The following is an 18,711-nucleotide window of genomic DNA, read 5'->3' on the forward strand; positions in this document are numbered from 1 at the left end:
CCCCGACTGCACTCGCGTCCCACGAACCACGAAGGGGTAGTTAATGTCAGACGAAAACAAGACGGGCCTGAATTCGCCGCTCCGGCGTAAACTGTTGATGGGGATGGCGGCGATTCCCGCCCTCACGATGTTGCCGCGGACGTCGTTCGCGCAGGCGCCTGCAACTTCTGCGGTCAATACGACCGGACTCGCGGTGACGGATACTGAGGTCACGGTCGGCATCCTGCATTCGGTGACCGGCACCATGGCGATCTCCGAGACCGGCTCGGTGCAGGCCGAGAAGCTGGCGATCGAACAGATCAACGCCGCGGGCGGCGTGCTCGGCCGCAAGATTAAGTACATCCAGGAAGACGGCGCCTCCGACTGGCCGACCTTCGCCGAAAAGGCCAAGAAGCTCCTGGTCAACGACAAGTGCGCCGCGGTGATGGGCTGCTGGACCTCGGCCTCGCGCAAGGCGGTGCTGCCGGTGTTCGAGCAGTACAACGGCATGCTGTACTACCCGACCTTCTATGAAGGCCTGGAGCAGTCCAAGAACGTCATCTACACCGGCCAGGAAGCCACCCAGCAGATCATCGCCGGCCTCGATTGGGTGAACAAGACCAAGGGGGCCAAGAGCTTCTACCTGCTCGGCTCCGACTACATCTGGCCGCGTACCTCGAACAAGATCGCCCGCAAGCACATCGAGAACCATCTGCAGGGCTGCAAGGTCGTCGGCGAAGAGTACTTCCCGCTCGGCCACACTCAGTTCAACTCGGTGATCAACAAGATCAAGCTGACCAAGCCGGACGTGATCTACGCGATCATCGTCGGCGGTTCGAACGTCGCGTTCTACAAGCAGCTCAAGGCGGCCGGCATCGATCTGTCGAAGCAGACGCTGCTGACGATCTCGGTGACCGAGGACGAAATCGACGGCATCGGCGGCGAAAACATCGCTGGCGCCTACGCCTGCATGAAGTACTTCCAGTCGCTCGACAATCCGAACAACAAGAAGTTCGTCGAGGAATTCCACAAGATGTGGGGTCCGAAGACGGTGATCGGAGACGTCACCCAGGCTGCCTATCTCGGCCCGTGGCTGTGGAAGTTGACGGTGGAGAAGGCTGGCTCGTTCGACATCGACAAGGTTGCCGCGGCCTCGCCGGGTGTCGAGTTCAAGGGCGCGCCGGAAGGTTACGTCCGGATCCACGAAAACCACCATCTGTGGTCGAAGACCCGCGTCGGTCGCGCCAAGGCGGACGGTCAGTACGAGCTGATCTACGAAACCGCCGACCTGGTCGAGCCCGATCCGTTCCCGAAGGGCTACCAGTAAGCGTCGGCGAGCGCTCCCACGCACTCCGCGTCATGCGCGGGCTCGACCCGCGCATCCATCTTCCCTCGCAGAAGATGGATCGCCGGGTCGAGCCCGGCGATGACGCCGAGAGCGGGGAGGGCGCCACCGACCACCACCGAGTTCAGATCCATTCCATCCAGGGGCAGCCTCATGTTCGGCGAATATTCGATTGGCGATCTCGGCGCGATCTTCGCGATGCAGGGCTTCGCGGGGCTCATTCTGTTTTCCGTCTACGTGCTGATGGCCCTTGGCCTCGCGATCATCTTCGGCCAGATGGGCGTCATCAACATGGCCCACGGCGAGTTCATGATCCTGGGCGCCTACGTCACCTGGATGACGTCGAACTTCTTCCAAGCCTACTTGCCGTCGCTGTTCTCCGGATACTTCTTCATCGCGATGATCCTGGCGTTCATCGCCTCGGGCTCGCTCGGCATGCTGGTGGAGTGGGCGCTGATCCGCCATCTCTACAAGCGTCCGCTCGACACCCTGCTGGCGACCTGGGGCCTGTCGCTGATCCTGCAGCAGGCCTACCGGTCGATCTTCGGCGCGCGCGAGGTCGGCGTCGAGCTTCCGCAGTGGATGCTCGGCTCCAAGCAGGTCACCGATTCAATCGAGATTCCGATCAACGGCATGTTCGTGATGGCGCTGACCGCGCTGATCACCGTCGCGGTTTTCTATGTGCTGTTCTGGTCGCGCTGGGGCCGCCAGGTTCGCGCCGTGGTGCAGAACCGCGTGATGGCCGGCGCCGTCGGCATCAACACCGAGCGGGTCGACCGCTTCACCTTTGGCCTCGGCTGCGGCATCGCCGGCATCGCGGGCAGTGCCTTCACCATGATCGGTTCGACCGGGCCGACCTCGGGCCAGCTCTACATCGTCGACACCTTCCTGGTCGTGGTGTTTGGCGGCGCCGCCAGTCTGTTCGGCACCATCGCTTCGGCCTTCAGCATCTCCCAGGCGCAGTCGACCATGGAGTTCTTCATGTCCGGCTCGATGGCCAAGGTGCTGACGCTGCTCGCCATCGTCGCGATCCTGATGGTGCGGCCGCAAGGTCTGTTCGCCCTCAAGGTCCGCAAGTAACAGGAGCCTCCGTCATGGAAAGCCCGCGCTTTCTCAGTCGTGCCGATCTGCTCGGTCTCGCCGTCCTCGCCGTGCTCCTGGTGGTGATCCTGCCGCTGTCGCTGGACGTCTTCCGCCTCAACCTGGTCGCCAAGTATCTGACCTACGCCTTTGTGGCGATCGGCTTGGTGCTGTGCTGGGGCTTCGGCGGCATTCTCAGCCTCGGCCAGGGCGTGTTCTTCGGCCTCGGCGGCTACTGCATGGCGATGTATCTCAAGCTGGAAGCTTCCAGCGTCGAGAACACCAAGATCCAGTCGACCCCGGGCATCCCGGACTTCATGGACTGGAACCAGATCACGCATCTGCCTTGGTTCTGGCAGCCGTTCCATAGCCTCACCATCACGGTGATTGCCATCCTGGTGGTGCCGGCGGTGTTCGCCTTCCTGATCGGCGCGGCGATGTTCAAGCGCCGGGTCGGCGGCGTGTATTTCGCCATCATCACCCAGGCGATCGCCGCGATCATGACCATCCTGATCATCGGCCAGCAGGGCTACACCGGCGGCATCAACGGCATCACCGACCTGCGGACGCTGAAGGGCTGGGACATCCGTCCGGATCACGCCAAGGTGGTGCTGTACTTCGTCGAAGTGGCGTTCCTATTCGGCGCGATCCTGCTGGCGCTGTTCGTGCGCCACTCCAAGCTCGGCCGCATCCTGGTGGCGATGCGGGAGAAGGAGGACCGGGTTCGGTTCTCGGGCTACAGCGTCGCCAACTTCAAGATCTTCGCGTTCTGCCTCGCGGCGATGTTCGCGGCGGTCGGCGGCGCGATGTTCACCCTCAACGTCGGTTTCATGTCGCCGTCGTTCGTCGGCATCGTGCCGTCGATCGAGATGGTGATCTACACCGCCGTCGGCGGGCGGCTGTCAATCTTCGGCGCGATCTACGGAACGCTGGTGGTCAACTTCGCCAAGACCTCGCTCTCGGAATCCTTCCCGCAGCTCTGGCTGTTCGGTCTCGGCGCCTTGTTCATCACGGTGGTGCTGATCTTCCCGAATGGTCTTGCCGGCATCTGGCGCGATTACGTCCAGCCGCTGTTCGGCAAGCTGATCTCCAAGCGAAAGCCCGGTTCGGATCCTACCGGCGGCAAGTCGTTCGGCCGGGTGGCCGACGGCGCCCCGGCGGAATGAGGAGGACACCATGCTGATCGGCCATCAACCGCCTGAATTCCTGCTCGCCGTGGAAGGGCTCACGGTTTCGTTCGACGGCTTCAAGGCGGTCAACGATCTGTCCTTCTACGTCGAGGAGAACGAAATCCGCGTGATCATCGGCCCCAACGGCGCCGGCAAGACCACGGTACTGGATCTGATCTGCGGCAAGACCAAAGCGACCGCCGGTGCGATCCACTTCCGCGGCAAGGATCTCACCAAGATGAAGGAGAACGAGATCGTCCAGGCCGGTGTCGGCCGCAAATTCCAGACGCCGTCGATCTATGAAGACCTCACGGTGTTCGAAAATCTGGAGATCTCCTATCCGCAGGGCCGCTCGGTGTTCGGCGCGCTGGCGTTCCAGCGCACCGCTGCGGTGCGCGAGCGCGTTGAGGAGGTCGCCGAAGCGATCTTCCTGAAGGACAAGCTCGGCATGAGCGCCGATCTGCTCAGTCACGGCCAGAAGCAGTGGCTCGAGATCGGCATGCTGCTGATCCAGGACCCCGACCTGTTGATGCTCGACGAGCCGGTGGCCGGCATGAGCGTGTCCGAGCGCGTCAAGACCGCCGAACTGCTCCACACCATCATCAAGGACCGCTCGGTGCTGGTGATCGAGCACGACATGAAGTTCGTCGAAGACATCGCCCACAAGGTCACCGTGCTGCACCAGGGCCAGATCCTGTCCGAGGGCTCGATGGACACGGTGAAGAACGATCCGAAGGTCATCGAAGTCTATCTCGGCCACTAGGAGGTTGCTGATGCGCACCGCCTCTCCCCCGTCATTGCGAGCGAAGCGAAGCAATCCAGCTCCGTGCACTGCGCTTGATTGCTTCGTCGCTTCGCTCCTCGCAATGACGCCGTTCTTTGTTGCTCCGGCCAATTAGAGGAGATCCCGATGCTCGCTATCAACGATCTGCACGTCGCCTATGGCCAGAGCGAGGTGTTGCACGGGCTCAATATCGATGTCGCGCCGAATGAGATCGTCGCGATCATGGGCCGCAACGGCATGGGCAAGACCACACTGATGAAGTCGCTGATGGGCATCATCCCGCAGCGCAAGGGCTCGATCGCGATGAACGGCATCGAGCTCGGTGGTCTGAAGAGCTACGAGCGCGTCGCAAAGGGGCTCGCTTACGTGCCGCAGGGCCGGATGATCTTCTCCACCATGACGGTGAAGGAGAATATCGAAACCGGGCTTGCGGCCTCCGGCGATAGCGAGGTGCCGGCGGACATCTACGAATTGTTCCCGGTGCTGCTCGAGATGAAGGGGCGGCGCGGCGGCAATCTGTCCGGTGGCCAGCAGCAGCAACTCGCGATCGCGCGCGCGCTCGCCACCAAGCCGAAGGTGCTGCTGCTCGACGAGCCGACCGAAGGCATCCAGCCGTCGATCATTCGCGAGATGGCGCGCACCTTGAAGCGCATCCGCGACAGCCGAGGTCTTTCGATCATTGTCTCCGAACAGGTGCTGAGCTTTGCGCTCGACGTCGCCGATCGGGTGCTGGTGATCGAAAACGGCGAAATCGTTCGCGATGAGCCGCGCGCCAGCGTCGATGAGGCGCAGGTCGCGAAATATCTGTCCGTCTAGTTTTCACACGTCCACTGGTAACAAGGGGAGCTTCCGATGCCAGAGACATTGATTAAGGTCGATCTCACGCAGTCCGCATACGACAACGAGATGGTCCACAACCGTTGGCATCCGGACATTCCGATGGCCGCGTGGGTCAATCCGGGCGACGACTTCATCGTCGAGACCTATGATTGGACCGGCGGTTTCATCAAGAACAACGACTCGGCCGACGACGTTCGCGACATCGACCTGTCGATCGTGCACTTCCTGTCAGGCCCGATCGGCGTCAAGGGCGCCGAGCCCGGCGACCTGCTGGTCGTCGACCTGCTCGATATCGGCCCGAAGGCCGAGAGCATGTGGGGTTTCAACGGCTTCTTCTCCAAGCAGAACGGCGGCGGCTTCCTCACCGACCACTTCCCGCTGGCGCAGAAGTCGATCTGGGACTTCAAGGGCATGTACACCTCTTCGCGCCACATCCCGGGCGTGAACTTCGCCGGCCTGATCCATCCCGGCCTGATCGGCTGCTTGCCGGATCCGAAGCTGCTGTCGGCGTGGAACGAGCGTGAGACAGCGCTGATCGCCACCAACCCGACCCGCGTGCCTGGCCTCGCCAATCCGCCGTTCGGGCCGACCGCCCACATGGGCAAGCTCAAGGGTGACGACAAGGCCAAGGCTGCGGCCGAAGGCGCCCGTACCGTGCCGCCGCGCGAACACGGCGGCAACTGCGACATCAAGGACCTGTCGCGCGGTTCGAAGATCTACTTCCCGGTCTATGTGCCGGGCGGCGGTCTTTCGATGGGCGATCTGCACTTCAGCCAGGGCGACGGCGAGATCACCTTCTGCGGCGCGATCGAGATGGCCGGCTGGCTGCACATCAAGGTCGACATCATCAAGGACGGCGTCTCGAAGTACGGCATCAAGAACCCGATCTTCAAGCCGTCGCCGGTGACACCGAACTACAAGGACTATCTGATTTTCGAAGGCATCTCGGTCGACGAGCAGGGCCAGCAGCACTACCTCGACGTCACCGTGGCGTATCGTCAGGCCTGTCTCAACGCCATCGAGTACCTGAAGAAGTTCGGTTACTCCGGCGCGCAGGCGTACTCGATTCTCGGCACCGCTCCGGTGCAGGGCCACATCTCGGGCGTCGTCGACGTTCCCAACGCCTGCGCCACGCTATGGCTGCCGACCGAGATCTTCGACTTCGACATGATGCCGACCTCGGCCGGTCCGGTGAAGGCGATCAAGGGCGACGTCCAGATGCCGATCTCGCCGGATAAGTAAGAACTCCGAGTCAGGCCGATCACCCCTGACGTCATTGCGAGGAGGCGCAGCCGACGAAGCAATCCATGAGCTCAGTGCCAGGCACTGGATTGCTTCGCTTCGCTCGCAATGACGCAGGGGTACGGCCGAGGCTCACAGACTTCCCTGCGCGACGGGGAGCGGGACGGGGCGTTCTTTCCGCCCCGCTCCCATCGCACAGGTCCGAACAAATCGTCAGCGCAAGGGAAACGACGATGCCTGTTTATGAATATATGTGCGACGCCTGCGGGCCGTTTACCGATCTGCGGCCGATGGCCGAATGCGACGATCCGCAGCTTTGTCCGACCTGCGAGACCTCGTCGCCGCGGGTGATCCTCACGGCGCCAAACTTCTCCTGCATGCCGGCGTCGCAGCGCAACGCACACGCCACCAACGAGAAGAGCCGCAACGCACCAATGACGGTCGGCGAATACAAAGCCAAACACGCGCCGGGCTGCAGCTGCTGTTCGGGGATCAAAAAGCCGGCCCGGCTGCAGACCCGCACCAAGAGCGGCGCCAAGGGCTTCCCCACCGCGCGGCCCTGGATGATCAGCCACTGATTGTGGCCCCGGCATTGCGAGTGAAGCGAAGCAATCCAGGAGTCGGGTCCACCGAGCTTCGGGATTATTTCGTTCGCTTGACTCCTCGCAATGACGCGGGGACTTGAAAGACCGATCTATCCGGCAATGACGGCCGCGACGCCGAGCAGAAAGCCGATCTCGAATAGTTGCTCGCTGGCGCCGAGTACGTCGCCGGTGTAACCGCCGATCAACCGCTTGGCCCAGCCGGCCATGGCGGCGGCAAGGACGCTGCCTGCGGCAAGTCCGATCACCACCGCGATCGGCGACACCAGCAGCAATGGCAGCGCGCCGAGCGCGACCGCGATCCCGCCAAGCACCAGTTCGTCCTTGCGCAGCGTGGTGTCGGCGTAGCTCGCCTTCATCGCCGCGGTGTTGCCGGCGTAGTTCATCCGGTGCGCGACCAAGCATGAAGCACCGCGCGATGCCGCATGACAGGCGACCAGCGCGGCCAGCGCCGCCCATAGCGGCAGCAGCGACAGCGCCGCGACCCGCAAAGCGACACCGATGCCGAGTGCGAGCGCGCCATAGGTGCCGATCCGGCTGTCCTTCATGATCTCGAGCCGGCGTTCGACCGTCCAGCCGCCGCCGAACGCGTCGAAAGTGTCGGCGAGGCCGTCCTCGTGAAAGGCGCCGGTCAGCGCGATCGAGGCGGTCACCGCCAGGAGGGCCCCGAGTGTCGGCCCGAACAGCGAGGTGCCGACGATCATCGCCGCCGCCGACACCACACCGATGCCGACTCCGACGACCGGAAAGAATGTCATCGCCCGCATCAGCCAGTCCGGCTCCGGCGCGCGGTCGGCGCTCGGCACCGGCAGGATGGTCAGGAAGCGCACGGCGTCGAGCAATTGTGCCAGCGTCGGCGTCGGCCGCGAAATCTGAGGGGAGTCGGTCATGAATCTGCCTTTGCGGAAGCCGCCGTACTGCGCGCCCGAGCCGCTACGGTCAAGCGCCCGCGTACACCGTCGACAGGCTGGCGCGCGGTGCCGCAGTACCCGGCCAAAGCCGCCGCGACCTTCTGCCGGCTGTGACCACCCGCCGCATCCAAACGGCTAACCCCTTGATAGAGGTCAATGTGACGGCCAATCGCCGGCAGCTAACCTTTGTCACTCCTGATCCAGATGGGGTACGCTTCCTGACGATGCAGTTTGAACGATATAGCGACGGCCGGACGACGTCCGCTGCATTGCGCCTGTGGCTCGAGGCGGCGATCTGCGTCTGCGCTTTCGTTGTGCTCGTTCTTGGCAACGTCTCGGCCGCCTCGGCCCACGAGGCGCCGCGGCCTGAGCTTGTCTTCGTCAAGACGCCGCCGCCGGTGCCGCCGCTCAATCTCAACGACGATCCGGAAATCATGACTACCGACAGCGCCAATGCGCTGAGCCCGGTGTCGTTCAGAACCATCGGCTGCGATCAGACCACCCGCGTGCATCTCCCGCTGGCCGAGCCGATGCTCGATCGCAGCGAGCCGCCGCAGCTGCGGCCGCCGATAGCCGCTTAGTCCCACGCCGCGATTCCGTGTGTTGCCAAGTCCGATCGAGCGAGCCGTCGTCTGACGGCGCGAGGCGCTGAGCCTTTCCTCGCCTGATCGCAGCGGCAACGCCGTCCGGCATTTTTCCGATTCCGCACATCGCGTTGCGCGGCCGATCCCGTCTCTGGGACCGGACGGAGCCGAGGCCATGGACGCATCTTCAAGGGAGGCGTTCCGACTCGGGGCCGCAGCGTTTCTGTCGAGCCGAAGACGTCGAGATCCCCACCATGACCGAACTGCTGCAAGCCGACATCAAGGGCCCGAACGATCAGGCCTCCGACGAGATGTGGCACGCGATCGATGCCGATCGCGTCCTCACCGGTCTCGCCACCAACCGTGGCGGCCTGAGCACCGACGAGGCCAAACGCCGACTGCAGAGCTACGGACCCAACGCGCTGCCGGAGCCGCCGCGCCGCTCGGCGATCCTGCGGTTTCTGTCGCAGTTCAACAACACGCTGATCTACTTCCTGCTCGCGGCCGCGGTCGCGGCAGGGTTCCTCGGCCACCAGATCGATGCCGCGGTGATCGTTGCGGTGGTGACGATCAACGCGATCGTTGGTTACATCCAGGAAGACAAGGCTGAGAAGGCACTGGCCGCGATCAAGAAGATGATCTCGCCGCGCGCGCATGCCTGGCGCGACGGTCACCGGGTTGTGGTGCCGGCTGAAGAGTTGGTGCCCGGTGACGTGGTGATGATCGAGGCCGGTGACCGCGTGCCGGCGGATCTGCGGCTCACCCGCGCCCGCGGCCTGCTGATCGACGAGGCGATGCTGACCGGCGAGTCGGTGGCCTCGGAAAAGCACGACCAGCCCGCGGCGGTGGATGCGCCGCTCGGCGACCGGCTGTGCATGGCATTCTCCGGCACGCTGGTGTCGGCCGGGCAGGGCTTCGGCGTCGTGGTCGCGACCGGCGCGCGCACCGAGATCGGCCGCATCAGCACCATGATCCAGGGCGTCGAGCAACTGGCGACGCCGCTGCTCGCGCAGATCAACAAGTTCGGCGAGCGGTTCACCTGGGTGGCGATCTCGGCGGCGGCGGCGATCTTCGCCTTCGCCACCCTGGTGCGCGACTATGCCTGGGCCGATGCGCTGATCGCCGTGGTGGCGCTCGCGGTCGGCGTTGTGCCGGAAGGCCTGCCCGCAGTGATCACCATCACGCTGGCGATCGGCGTGCAGCGGATGGCCAAGCGCAACGCCATCATCCGCCGCCTGCCGGCGGTGGAAACCCTCGGCGCCACCTCGGTGATCTGCTCCGACAAGACCGGCACGCTGACGCGCAACGAGATGACCGCGCGCCGGATCGTCACCGCTGATCACACCATCCTTGTCAGCGGCTCCGGCTATGTGCCGAAGGGGGATCTCACCGTCGATGGCAAGGACAACCCCGAAGCAGTGGCGTCGGCGATGCAGCTCGTTCGCTCGGCGCTGCTGTGCAACGACGCGCAACTTCGTTACGTCGATGGCCATCACGTCGTCGATGGCGATCCGATGGAAGGTGCGCTGGTTGCGCTTGCGATCAAGGCGGGGCTCGATCCGGACGCTGAACGAACGGCGTGGAAGCGCTCCGACGAAATTCCGTTCGATGCACAGCATCGCTTCATGGCGACCCGCCACGCCACCGATTCCGGCGCGCAGGTGATCTTCGTGAAGGGCGCGCCGGAACGGCTGCTGGCGATGTGCGCAATGCAAGTCGGCCCCGGCGGGGCGTTGCATCCGATCGATCAGGAGTTCTGGACCGCGCAGATCGCGCGTGCCGCGGCGGAAGGCGAGCGCGTGCTCGGCTTTGCGCTGCGTTCGCCGGCGCGGCCGTCGGACCAGCTCGGTTTTGCCGATCTCGACGAAGGGCTGGCATTCATGGGGCTGGTCGGCTTCATCGATCCGCCGCGCGACGAAGTGATCCAAGCGATCGCCGAATGCCGCTCTGCCGGCATCGTGGTGAAGATGATCACCGGCGACCACGCCGCGACCGCAGAGGCGATCGCGCGGCAACTCAATCTGACCGACCATCCCGACGTCGTCACAGGGGCCGATCTCGATCGCACTCCGGATTCCGGCTTCGTCGAACTGGCGCGTCGCACCGACGTGTTCGCCCGCACCAATCCCGAGCACAAACTGCGCATTGTCCAGGCGCTGCAATCGACCGGCGCGGTGGTGGCGATGACCGGCGACGGCGTGAACGACGCGCCGGCGCTGAAGCAGGCCGATGTCGGCATCTCGATGGGCCACAAGGGCACCGAGACCGCCAAGGAAGCCTCGCAGGTGGTGCTGCTCGACGACAATTTCGTCTCGATCGTCGCCGCGGTGCAGGAAGGCAGGACCGTTTACGACAACATCCGCAAAGTGATCGCCTGGACGATCCCGACCAATGGCGGCGAGGTCCTCACCGTCATCGTCGCGATCCTGTTCGGCTTCACCATGCCGATGACGCCGGTGCAGATCCTGTGGATCAACCTGATCCTCACCGTCACCCTCGGCCTGGTGCTGGCGTTCGAGCCGCCGGAGCCGGGCGTGATGAAGCGGCCGCCGCGGCCGGCGCACGCGCCGCTACTGTCGCGCTTCCTGGTGTGGCGGATCTTCTTCGTCTCGTTCCTGTTCACGGTCGGCGCGCTGGCGATCTTCTTCTTCGCGCTCGGCAGGGGCCTGTCGCTCGACACCGCCCGGACCATGGTGGTGAACGTGCTGGTGGTGTTCGAGATCTTCTACCTGTTCAACGTCCGCTATCTGCACACCAGCTCGATTTCGCTGCGCGGTGCGCTCGGCACCATGCCGGTGCTGGCCGCGCTGGTCGTGGTGATCGCCGCGCAGATCGCCTTCACCTACGCGCCCTTCATGCACAGCCTATTCGCCACCACGCCGATCTCCCTGGTCGACGGCGCCGTGGTGATCGGCGCCGGCGTGGCGCTGATGATCGTGCTCGAACTCGAGAAATGGGTGATGCGCCGGATCGGCGCGCTACGCAGTCTCGAGCCGTAACCGGCTTCATCGCGGCGCGCACGGCACCATGCCGCCACGCCGCTTCCATCGCGTGTGGTCACGCGGCCCTTAGTAACGACGAGGTTCATCATGAACGAACTGCCCCGTCCCGATATGATGTTCGGCCTGAAAGTGGTGCTCGCTGCCACGGATTTCTCGGCGCGCTCCGATCGTGCGGTGCGCCGCGCCGCAGCTCTCGCCCGGCAGAGCGGCGCACGGCTGGTGATCGCCCATGTGGTCGATGACGATCAGCCCGAGCACATCGTCGCCGTCGAGGTCGAACTCGCCGAGTCCGCGCTCGCCGACGCGATCCGCGAACACACTTATCTCGCTGGCCTCGAATGCACGCCGCTGGTGCTGCTCGGCACGCCTTTCGACGCCATCGTCCGTGCCGCTCACCAGCATGGTGCGGATCTGTGCGTCGTCGGCAGCCACCGCCGCGCCTTCCTGCGCGACATCTTCGCCGGCACTACGGCCGAACGGGTGATCCGCAACAGCACCGTGCCGGTGCTGATGGCCAATCTCGACCCGGCGCTCCCCTATGCCAAGAGCCTTGCGCCGGTCGACCTGACCGATTGCTCGGCTCAGGCGCTGGAGACCGCGCGACGGCTCGGTCTGCTGCAGCGAACCAAGCTGATCGTGATGCATGTCTACGACGCCGCGGCCGCCGGCATGCTGAATTACGCTGGTGTCGACAAGACCAGCCTCGATGACTATCTCGTCGACACTCGCACCGATGCGGTGCGTGATCTGGTGCGCTTCCTCGAGCCGCTGCAGCTCGACGATGTCGACTACTCGACCGTGGTCAAGGAGGGGGCGGGCCCCGCCACCGATATCATCGAAGCCGCCACCGAATTGAGGCCGGATCTGGTGGTGATCGGGACCCATGCGCGGCGTGGTGCAGTGCGGCTATTGCTCAGCAGCGTGACCGAAGAGGTCTTGCGCCGCCTGCAGCGCGACATCCTGGTGGTACCTGTGCGCGACGCTGCGAGCTGAGCCAAGCCGGCTTGCCGGCCTCGGCATTGCCCGTCACACTCCCCGCCGATCGGCGCGGCATCGGTACCTCGCCGGCGAACAACCGGGAGGTCGACGATGGGCACGCGGCTGAAGCACTACGGCTGGGGTCGGGAAGGCGAGGGGATGACCGAGGCCGAGCAGGCTTTCGTGCTCGGCCGCTACAAAGCGAAGTTCGGCCGCGACAGCTTCGACACTGTTGGTGTGGTACCTCTCGACGACATCAAGCTGCGCGAGCCGCGGATTGTGCCGCCGAAATCGCTGTCGGAAATCTGCGCGGTCGACGTCTATCACCGCGCCGCCCATGCTTACGGCAAATCCTATCCGGATTACGTCCGTGGCATGGTCGGCGACTACGACGCGGCGCCCGACGTCGTTGCCTATCCGCGTGACGAGGCCGAGATCGCTGCGGTGATGGATTGGGCCGGCGGCGCCGGTGCGGCGCTGACGCCGTTTGGCGGCGGCTCCTCGGTGTGCGGCGGCGTCGAATGCCGGGTCGATGGCAGCCGCTACAAAGCGGCGGTGACGCTCGATTTGCGCCATCTTGGAAAGGTGCTGGAGGTCGACGCCACCTCGCGCGCGGCGCTGATCCAGGGCGGCGCTTACGGCCCGGCGCTGGAGGCGCAGCTCAAGCCGCACAGTGTCACGCTGCGGCACTTCCCGCAGAGCTTCGAGTATTCGACGCTCGGCGGTTGGATCGCGACCCGCTCCGGCGGCCACTTCGCCAGCCTCTACACCCACATCGACGATTTCGTCGAAAGCGTTCGCGTGGTGACGCCGCGCGGCGTGCTCGAGACGCGGCGGCTGCCAGGCTCCGGCGCAGGTCCGAGCCCGGACCGGATGTTTGTCGGCTCGGAAGGCATCCTCGGCGTGATCTCGGCAGCATGGATGCGGCTGCAATCGCGCCCGACGTTTCGCGCCGGCGCGTCCGTGCGCTTCCCGACCTTCTTCGCTGCGGCGCGCGCAGTTCGCGCGGTGGCGCAGGCTGGCCTCTATCCGTCCAACTGCCGCATCCTCGATCCGCAGGAGGCGTACAACACGGGTGCCGCCGACGGCAGCGTTGCCATCATGGTGCTGGCGTTCGAGAGCGGCGATCATCCGGTCGAGCCGTGGATGGCGCGTGCGCTGGAATGTTGCGCCGATCACGGCGGCACCAAGGAGGAGGCGGAAGCCGCGTCAGCGCATCTCGAAGGCGCCGCCGGGCTGTGGCGTAACGCCTTCATCCGGATGCCTTATGCACGCGAATTCCTGACCCCCGCGGGGCTGATCAACGACACTTTCGAGACGTCGATGACCTGGGAGCGGTTCGAGAGCTTCCACGACAGCGTCAAGTCGGCGACCGAGCAGGCGATCCTTGATGCGACCGGGATCACGGGCGAAGTCACTTGCCGCTTCACGCACGTCTATCCCGACGGGCCGGCGCCGTACTTCTCGTTTCATGTGCTCGGCCGGCATGGCGAGCTGCTCGAGCAATGGCAGACGATCAAGAACGCGGCGAGCGATGCGCTGATCGCAGCAGGTGGCACCATCACCCATCACCACGCGGTCGGGCGCGATCATCGCAAATGGTATGACCGTCAGCGGCCGGACTTGTTCGCCGCCGCGCTACGCGCCGCCAAGCGCGAGCTCGATCCGCAGGCGATGCTCAATCCGGGAGTGCTGATCGATCCGTAGCGCGCCGCTGCGGCGTCCCGGGCGCGGGTGGCGGCAACACGGAGTTGTCGTCCGTCAGCAGATCGGTGGCGCGGCGACGCGGCAGGTCGACCCGCGCTTCGACGAATTCCGGCGGGCCTTCGACCAGCCGCGCGATCCGCCGGTCGCGCTCTTCCGGCGGCGCTTCTGCATCGATCAGCGCATGAATCTGTGACGCGGCGAGTTCGACGGCGCGGTCCGGCGCAATCGCCAGCGGCGGCCGCGCCCCCGGCGCGATGCTGAGCCCCAGTTGCACCAGCCGCCCCAGTGCCTCAGCCCGCGACAGCAACCGGCTCGCGGCCCACTGATCGACTGCTGCGAGTGTGGAGTCGTCGAGTGCGACCGCATGCAAGCTGTCGCTCGCAATCACGGGTGAGTTGGTGGTTGGCTTCGTTGCCGGCGCGCTGTCGTCACTCATGCTGTCAGCACTAGACGATCGATCGCTGCTTCGAAAGCCGAACCTTCGGGTTGTCGGCCAACCACGTAATCACATCAGGCCGGGCGTTTTGGGCCGTTCTGGGCGGCGGCCATTCGTTACCGCTTTACTAACACCAACCTGAACAATCCTGCAGCTCGCTTAGGCAAATTTTAAGCCGGCTCGCTTAGGTTAATCGTGTGAGTTGAGTGCTTTGCGAGTTGTGAGTACGCCATGACAGAGCCCCACCGCCCGAGGGTAAAATACGTGATCGGGCCCGATGGAAGCCCATTGACGATCGCGGACCTGCCTGCACCCGGCACCAAGCGCTGGGTCATCCGCCGGAAGGCCGAAGTCGTCGCTGCCGTCCGCGGCGGTCTGCTCTCCCTTGAGGAGGCGTGCAGCCGATACACGCTGACCGTGGACGAATTCCTGTCCTGGCAGTTCTCGATCGACCATCACGGTTTGGCCGGGCTGCGCACCACGCGAATCCAGCAGTATCGCCAGTAAACAAATCCTTTCCAGGTTTTGACGATTTGACGAAAGCCGGCCCCGTTTCGGGAAGCCGGCTTTCAGTATTTTCAAGGGTTTTTGCAGTCCGTTAAGACTCGTTAACCATATGGAAACCATCCCATAGGCAAGATTTGCCTAGCCGTGCGGGGAGGCTGAGCCCGCCGGTCGGTCGTGCTGCGCATCCGAGGGGCGTTTCTTGCAGAATCTGTTGGGTTTTCTCAAAGGCTTGGGAGCCGCCCGGCTGATGGCGATGATTGCCGTCACGGTTGCGCTGGTTGGATTCTTCGCCTTTGTCATCATGCGGGTGTCGCAGCCGCAGATGACGACCCTCTATACGGATCTCAGCGTTGAGGACTCCTCCAGCATCATCAAGGAGCTGGAGCGCCAGGGCATTCCGTTCGAAATGCGCAACGACGGCGCGATTCTGATGGTGCCGAAGGACAAAGTGACGCGGTTGCGGATGAAGCTCGCCGAAGGCGGCCTGCCGAAGGGCGGCGGCGTCGGCTACGAGATATTCGACAAGTCGGACGCGCTCGGCACCACCAGCTTCGTTCAGAACATCAATCATCTGCGCGCGCTCGAAGGCGAACTGTCGCGCACCATCCGGGCGATTGATCGGGTGCAGGCTGCGCGGGTGCATCTGGTGCTCCCGGAGCGGCCGTTGTTTTCGCGGGAGGCGCCGGAGCCGTCGGCGTCGATCGTGCTGCGCGTGCGGGGCGCGCTGGAGCCGCAGCAGGTGCGCGCCATCCGCCACCTCGTCGCGTCCGCGGTCAACGGCCTGAAGCCGCAGCGGGTGTCGATCGTTGACGAAGCCGGCCAACTGCTGGCTGACGGCTCGGCCAGCGGCGAGCAGGTCGAAGGCGCCACCAGCGACGAACGCCGCGCCGCGTTCGAAAAGCGAATGCGCAATCAGATCGAGGGCATCGTGTCCTCGGTGGTCGGCTCCGGCCGCGCCCGCGTCCAGGTCTCGGCCGATTTCGACTACAACAAGATCACCCAGACTTCCGACAAGTTCGACCCCGAAGGCCGCGTGCTGCGGTCGAGCCAGACCCGCGAAGAATCCGCCGCGACCTCGGCAGCGGACGGCCAGGTTACCGTCAATAACGAGCTGCCCGGCGCCAACCAGGGCCAGGGCGCCGGCGCCCGCGACGTCAGCAAGAAGTCGGAAGAGACCAACAATTACGAGATCTCGCGCGTCACCAAGACCGAGGTCACCGAGGCCGGTCGCGTCAACCGGCTGTCGGTCGCGGTGCTGGTCGACGGCGCTTACACCAAGAACGACAAGGGCGAGCTGGTCTATGCCGAACGGCCGAAGGAGCAGCTCGACCGCATCGCCGCGCTGGTGCGCTCCGCGATCGGCTTCGACCAGAAGCGCGGCGACCAGATCGAAGTGGTCAACCTGAAGTTCGCCGAGGCGCCGCAGATCGAGAAGCTGCCGGAGCCGGCCGGGCTGATGGGGATGTTCCAGTTCACCAAGGACGACATCATGAACATGATCCAGCTTGGGGTGATGTTCCTGCTCGGCCTGGTGGTGCTGTTCATGGTGATCCGCCCGCTGGTGAAGCGCATCCTCGCCGCCGAGCCGGCCCCGGAAGCCGTCGGCGGCCTGCCGGCGCTGGCCGACGGCACCGTGCCGCAGATCGGCGCCGATGGTCAGCCGGTACCGGCCAGCGTGCCCAGCATGATCGATATCGCCCAGGTGCAAGGCCAGGTTCACGCCCAGTCCGTGCACCGGGTCGGCGAACTCGCCGAACGCAATCCCAACGAAACCGCCGCCATTATTCGTCAATGGCTGGCCGAACCCGCAACCTAATCCGCCATGGCCGACGCGCCCGTCCCAGCAACCAGTCAGGATGACATCGCCTCCGTCGTTGCGACGTTAGCGCAGCGTCAGAGCGGCCGCGCGCCCAGCAAGCCGCTGAGCGGGCCGAAGCGCGCCGCCATCCTGATGCTCGCGCTCGGCGAACAATACGGCGGCAAGATCTGGTCGCTGCTCGACGACGAAGAAGTGCGCGAGCTGTCGATGACGATGTCGACGCTCGGCACCATCGAGCCAGAAACGGTCGAAGATCTGCTGCTCGAATTCGTGTCGCGGATGTCGGCCTCCGGCGCGCTGATGGGCAACTACGACGCCACCGAGCGGCTGCTGCAGAAATATCTGCCGGCCGATCGCGTCACCGGCATCATGGAAGAAATCCGCGGCCCCGCCGGCCGCAACATGTGGGAGAAGCTCTCCAACGTCTCCGAAGAGGTGCTCGCCAACTATCTGAAGAACGAGTACCCGCAGACCACCGCCGTGGTGCTGTCGAAGCTGAAGCCGGAGCACGCCGCCAAGGTGCTGGCGATCCTGCCGGAGGACATGGCGCTCGACGTCATCAACCGCATGCTGCGGATGGAGGCGGTGCAGAAGGAAGTGATCGAGAGCGTCGAGAAGACGCTGCGCTCCGAATTCATGTCCAACCTGTCGCAGACTCGCCGCCGCGACGCCCACGAGGTGATGGCCGAAATCTTCAACAATTTCGACCGCCAGACCGAGACCCGCTTCATCACCTCGCTGGAAGAGGACAACCGCGAGTCCGCCGAGCGCATCAAGGCGCTGATGTTCACCTTCGACGACCTGGTCAAGCTCGATGCCGGCTCGGCGCAGACGCTGATGCGCAACATCGACAAGGACAAGCTGGCGATCGCGCTCAAGAGCGCCAACGAAGAGGTCCGCGGCTTCTTCCTCGGCAATATGTCGTCGCGCGCCGGCAAGATGCTGATGGACGACATGGCCGCCCTCGGTCCGGTGCGGCTGCGCGACGTCGACGAGGCGCAGGCGCTGCTCGTCAACCTCGCCAAGGATCTCGCCGCCAAGGGTGAGATCGTGCTGACCAAGAACCGCGCCGACGACGAACTGGTGTACTGATGGCCGCTCCCGCACAGAAATTTCTGTTCAACGACGATTTCGGGGCACCGGAGAAGACCCGCGAGAAGGCGATCGCCGCGGCCGAGCTGGCGCAGGCCGTCGCTGCTGCTGAGCAGCGCGGCTATCAGAACGGATTTGCCGCCGGTCAGAACGAAGCCTCAGTCGAGGCGCAGCGGCGCAGTGCGATGGCGCTGGAGCAGGTCGCGCAGGCGATGCACGTGATCGCCAGCGGCATCGGCGGTGTCGAAACCCGGATGGAGACCGAAGCGGTCGAAGTCGCAATCGCCGCGGCGCGCAAACTGTGCGGCGAACTGATCGCCGCCGAACCGCTCGCCGAGATCACTGCGCTGGTCGGCGAATGCTTCCGCCATCTGGTGGCGACGCCGCATCTGGTGGTGCGGATCAATGATGCTGTGTACGAGGCCGCGCGCGAGCGCATCGAGCTGCTCGCCAAGCAGAGCGGCTTCGCAGGGCGTCTGGTGTTGCTGGCCGATCCGGAAATCGCCGGCGGCGACTGCAAGATCGAATGGGCCGACGGCGGCGTGGTGCTGGAGCGCGCCACCGTCGAGGCCAAGATCGACGAATTGGTGGGCCGCTACATGGCGTCGCGCAACAGCGGCCGATGACAAGAGGA

Annotated in this window: 18 protein-coding genes; 15 read left to right on the forward strand and 3 right to left on the reverse strand. The window is 64.8% G+C overall.

What is annotated here, in order from left to right:
* The first annotated feature begins 43 nt into the window (after positions 1-43).
* Positions 44-1,306 carry an urea ABC transporter substrate-binding protein gene (gene urtA, locus LRC39_RS06655; RefSeq protein ID WP_011156814.1) on the forward strand — a complete coding sequence of 421 codons (1,263 nt, stop codon included), beginning with the start codon at positions 44-46 and terminating at the stop codon, positions 1,304-1,306.
* On the opposite strand, the gene LRC39_RS06660 is transcribed toward urtA, so the two are convergent.
* Entirely contained in the window at positions 1,297-1,458 is a 162-nt protein-coding gene (locus LRC39_RS06660) for a hypothetical protein (protein WP_346296729.1), read from the reverse strand. The genes urtA and LRC39_RS06660 overlap by 10 nt on opposite strands.
* A gap of 19 nt (positions 1,459-1,477) precedes the next feature.
* Here LRC39_RS06660 and urtB point away from each other — a divergent pair, with 19 nt between their 5' ends.
* The 6 genes from urtB to LRC39_RS06690 all read left to right on the forward strand — a co-directional run bounded on the left by urtB (position 1,478) and on the right by LRC39_RS06690 (position 7,017).
* On the forward strand, positions 1,478-2,404 hold the full coding sequence (gene urtB / locus LRC39_RS06665; protein WP_107343399.1) for an urea ABC transporter permease subunit UrtB: 927 nt from the start codon (positions 1,478-1,480) through the stop codon (positions 2,402-2,404).
* Between the two features lie 14 nt (positions 2,405-2,418).
* Positions 2,419-3,570 carry an urea ABC transporter permease subunit UrtC gene (gene urtC / locus LRC39_RS06670; RefSeq protein WP_107354585.1) on the forward strand — a complete coding sequence of 384 codons (1,152 nt, stop codon included), beginning with the start codon at positions 2,419-2,421 and terminating at the stop codon, positions 3,568-3,570.
* Between the two features lie 10 nt (positions 3,571-3,580).
* The gene (gene urtD, locus LRC39_RS06675; RefSeq protein ID WP_346296730.1) at positions 3,581-4,336 is read left to right on the forward strand and encodes an urea ABC transporter ATP-binding protein UrtD; all 756 of its coding nucleotides are present in this window, start codon (positions 3,581-3,583) and stop codon (positions 4,334-4,336) included.
* 147 nt (positions 4,337-4,483) lie between these two features.
* Positions 4,484-5,173, forward strand: coding sequence for an urea ABC transporter ATP-binding subunit UrtE (urtE, locus tag LRC39_RS06680; protein ID WP_011156818.1), 690 nt, complete (start codon positions 4,484-4,486; stop codon positions 5,171-5,173).
* Between the two features lie 36 nt (positions 5,174-5,209).
* Positions 5,210-6,439 carry a formamidase gene (gene fmdA / locus LRC39_RS06685; protein WP_107343401.1) on the forward strand — a complete coding sequence of 410 codons (1,230 nt, stop codon included), beginning with the start codon at positions 5,210-5,212 and terminating at the stop codon, positions 6,437-6,439.
* A gap of 233 nt (positions 6,440-6,672) precedes the next feature.
* On the forward strand, positions 6,673-7,017 hold the full coding sequence (locus LRC39_RS06690) for an FmdB family zinc ribbon protein (RefSeq protein WP_011156820.1): 345 nt from the start codon (positions 6,673-6,675) through the stop codon (positions 7,015-7,017).
* 116 nt (positions 7,018-7,133) lie between these two features.
* Here LRC39_RS06690 and cobS read toward each other — a convergent pair whose 3' ends face one another.
* On the reverse strand, positions 7,134-7,931 hold the full coding sequence (gene cobS / locus LRC39_RS06695) for an adenosylcobinamide-GDP ribazoletransferase (protein WP_164572161.1): 798 nt from the start codon (positions 7,929-7,931) through the stop codon (positions 7,134-7,136).
* Positions 7,932-8,110: 179 nt separating this feature from the next.
* Between cobS and LRC39_RS06700 the strand changes: the two genes are divergently transcribed.
* From LRC39_RS06700 to LRC39_RS06715, 4 genes are all read left to right on the forward strand, one after another.
* Positions 8,111-8,533 (forward strand): hypothetical protein, encoded by a 423-nt coding sequence (locus LRC39_RS06700; RefSeq protein ID WP_346296731.1) that lies wholly within the window; start codon positions 8,111-8,113, stop codon positions 8,531-8,533.
* Positions 8,534-8,790: 257 nt separating this feature from the next.
* The gene (locus LRC39_RS06705) at positions 8,791-11,535 is read left to right on the forward strand and encodes a cation-transporting P-type ATPase (RefSeq protein WP_346296732.1); all 2,745 of its coding nucleotides are present in this window, start codon (positions 8,791-8,793) and stop codon (positions 11,533-11,535) included.
* 90 nt (positions 11,536-11,625) lie between these two features.
* Positions 11,626-12,531 carry a universal stress protein gene (locus LRC39_RS06710; RefSeq protein WP_107343405.1) on the forward strand — a complete coding sequence of 302 codons (906 nt, stop codon included), beginning with the start codon at positions 11,626-11,628 and terminating at the stop codon, positions 12,529-12,531.
* Positions 12,532-12,627: 96 nt separating this feature from the next.
* Positions 12,628-14,223, forward strand: coding sequence for an FAD-binding oxidoreductase (locus LRC39_RS06715; RefSeq protein WP_346296733.1), 1,596 nt, complete (start codon positions 12,628-12,630; stop codon positions 14,221-14,223).
* Here the strand turns inward: LRC39_RS06715 and LRC39_RS06720 are convergent.
* Entirely contained in the window at positions 14,195-14,659 is a 465-nt protein-coding gene (locus LRC39_RS06720) for a hypothetical protein (protein ID WP_346296734.1), read from the reverse strand. The genes LRC39_RS06715 and LRC39_RS06720 overlap by 29 nt on opposite strands.
* 231 nt (positions 14,660-14,890) lie before the next feature.
* Between LRC39_RS06720 and LRC39_RS06725 the strand changes: the two genes are divergently transcribed.
* From LRC39_RS06725 to LRC39_RS06740, 4 genes are all read left to right on the forward strand, one after another.
* Positions 14,891-15,166, forward strand: coding sequence for a DUF1153 domain-containing protein (locus LRC39_RS06725; protein WP_011156827.1), 276 nt, complete (start codon positions 14,891-14,893; stop codon positions 15,164-15,166).
* A gap of 199 nt (positions 15,167-15,365) precedes the next feature.
* On the forward strand, positions 15,366-16,982 hold the full coding sequence (gene fliF / locus LRC39_RS06730; protein ID WP_107343408.1) for a flagellar basal-body MS-ring/collar protein FliF: 1,617 nt from the start codon (positions 15,366-15,368) through the stop codon (positions 16,980-16,982).
* Positions 16,983-16,988: 6 nt separating this feature from the next.
* Positions 16,989-18,077: a flagellar motor switch protein FliG gene (fliG, locus tag LRC39_RS06735; protein WP_011156829.1), complete on the forward strand. Its 1,089-nt coding sequence runs from the start codon at positions 16,989-16,991 to the stop codon at positions 18,075-18,077.
* Positions 18,077-18,703, forward strand: a complete 627-nt coding sequence (locus LRC39_RS06740; RefSeq protein WP_107343409.1) for a FliH/SctL family protein — start codon at positions 18,077-18,079, stop codon at positions 18,701-18,703. Before fliG ends, LRC39_RS06740 begins: the two co-directional genes overlap by 1 nt.
* Positions 18,704-18,711: the final 8 nt, after the last annotated feature.

The sequence above is a fragment of the Rhodopseudomonas sp. P1 genome, from assembly GCF_039642825.1.
GTDB classification, from domain to species: domain Bacteria; phylum Pseudomonadota; class Alphaproteobacteria; order Rhizobiales; family Xanthobacteraceae; genus Rhodopseudomonas; species Rhodopseudomonas palustris_H.

Excerpts from the sequence above, each read along its gene's own strand:
- LRC39_RS06725 (WP_011156827.1), top strand. The coding sequence starts at position 14,891 with ATGACAGAGCCCCACCGCCCGAGGGTAAAATACGTGATCGGGCCCGAT.
- urtA (WP_011156814.1), top strand. The coding sequence starts at position 44 with ATGTCAGACGAAAACAAGACGGGCCTGAATTCGCCGCTCCGGCGTAAA.
- urtB (WP_107343399.1), top strand. The coding sequence starts at position 1,478 with ATGTTCGGCGAATATTCGATTGGCGATCTCGGCGCGATCTTCGCGATG.
- LRC39_RS06690 (WP_011156820.1), top strand. The coding sequence starts at position 6,673 with ATGCCTGTTTATGAATATATGTGCGACGCCTGCGGGCCGTTTACCGAT.
- urtE (WP_011156818.1), top strand. The coding sequence starts at position 4,484 with ATGCTCGCTATCAACGATCTGCACGTCGCCTATGGCCAGAGCGAGGTG.
- LRC39_RS06720 (WP_346296734.1), bottom strand. The coding sequence starts at position 14,659 with ATGAGTGACGACAGCGCGCCGGCAACGAAGCCAACCACCAACTCACCC.
- LRC39_RS06710 (WP_107343405.1), top strand. The coding sequence starts at position 11,626 with ATGAACGAACTGCCCCGTCCCGATATGATGTTCGGCCTGAAAGTGGTG.
- LRC39_RS06740 (WP_107343409.1), top strand. The coding sequence starts at position 18,077 with ATGGCCGCTCCCGCACAGAAATTTCTGTTCAACGACGATTTCGGGGCA.
- LRC39_RS06660 (WP_346296729.1), bottom strand. The coding sequence starts at position 1,458 with ATGGATCTGAACTCGGTGGTGGTCGGTGGCGCCCTCCCCGCTCTCGGC.
- LRC39_RS06715 (WP_346296733.1), top strand. The coding sequence starts at position 12,628 with ATGGGCACGCGGCTGAAGCACTACGGCTGGGGTCGGGAAGGCGAGGGG.
- fmdA (WP_107343401.1), top strand. The coding sequence starts at position 5,210 with ATGCCAGAGACATTGATTAAGGTCGATCTCACGCAGTCCGCATACGAC.
- LRC39_RS06705 (WP_346296732.1), top strand. The coding sequence starts at position 8,791 with ATGACCGAACTGCTGCAAGCCGACATCAAGGGCCCGAACGATCAGGCC.
- urtC (WP_107354585.1), top strand. The coding sequence starts at position 2,419 with ATGGAAAGCCCGCGCTTTCTCAGTCGTGCCGATCTGCTCGGTCTCGCC.
- urtD (WP_346296730.1), top strand. The coding sequence starts at position 3,581 with ATGCTGATCGGCCATCAACCGCCTGAATTCCTGCTCGCCGTGGAAGGG.
- cobS (WP_164572161.1), bottom strand. The coding sequence starts at position 7,931 with ATGACCGACTCCCCTCAGATTTCGCGGCCGACGCCGACGCTGGCACAA.
- fliG (WP_011156829.1), top strand. The coding sequence starts at position 16,989 with ATGGCCGACGCGCCCGTCCCAGCAACCAGTCAGGATGACATCGCCTCC.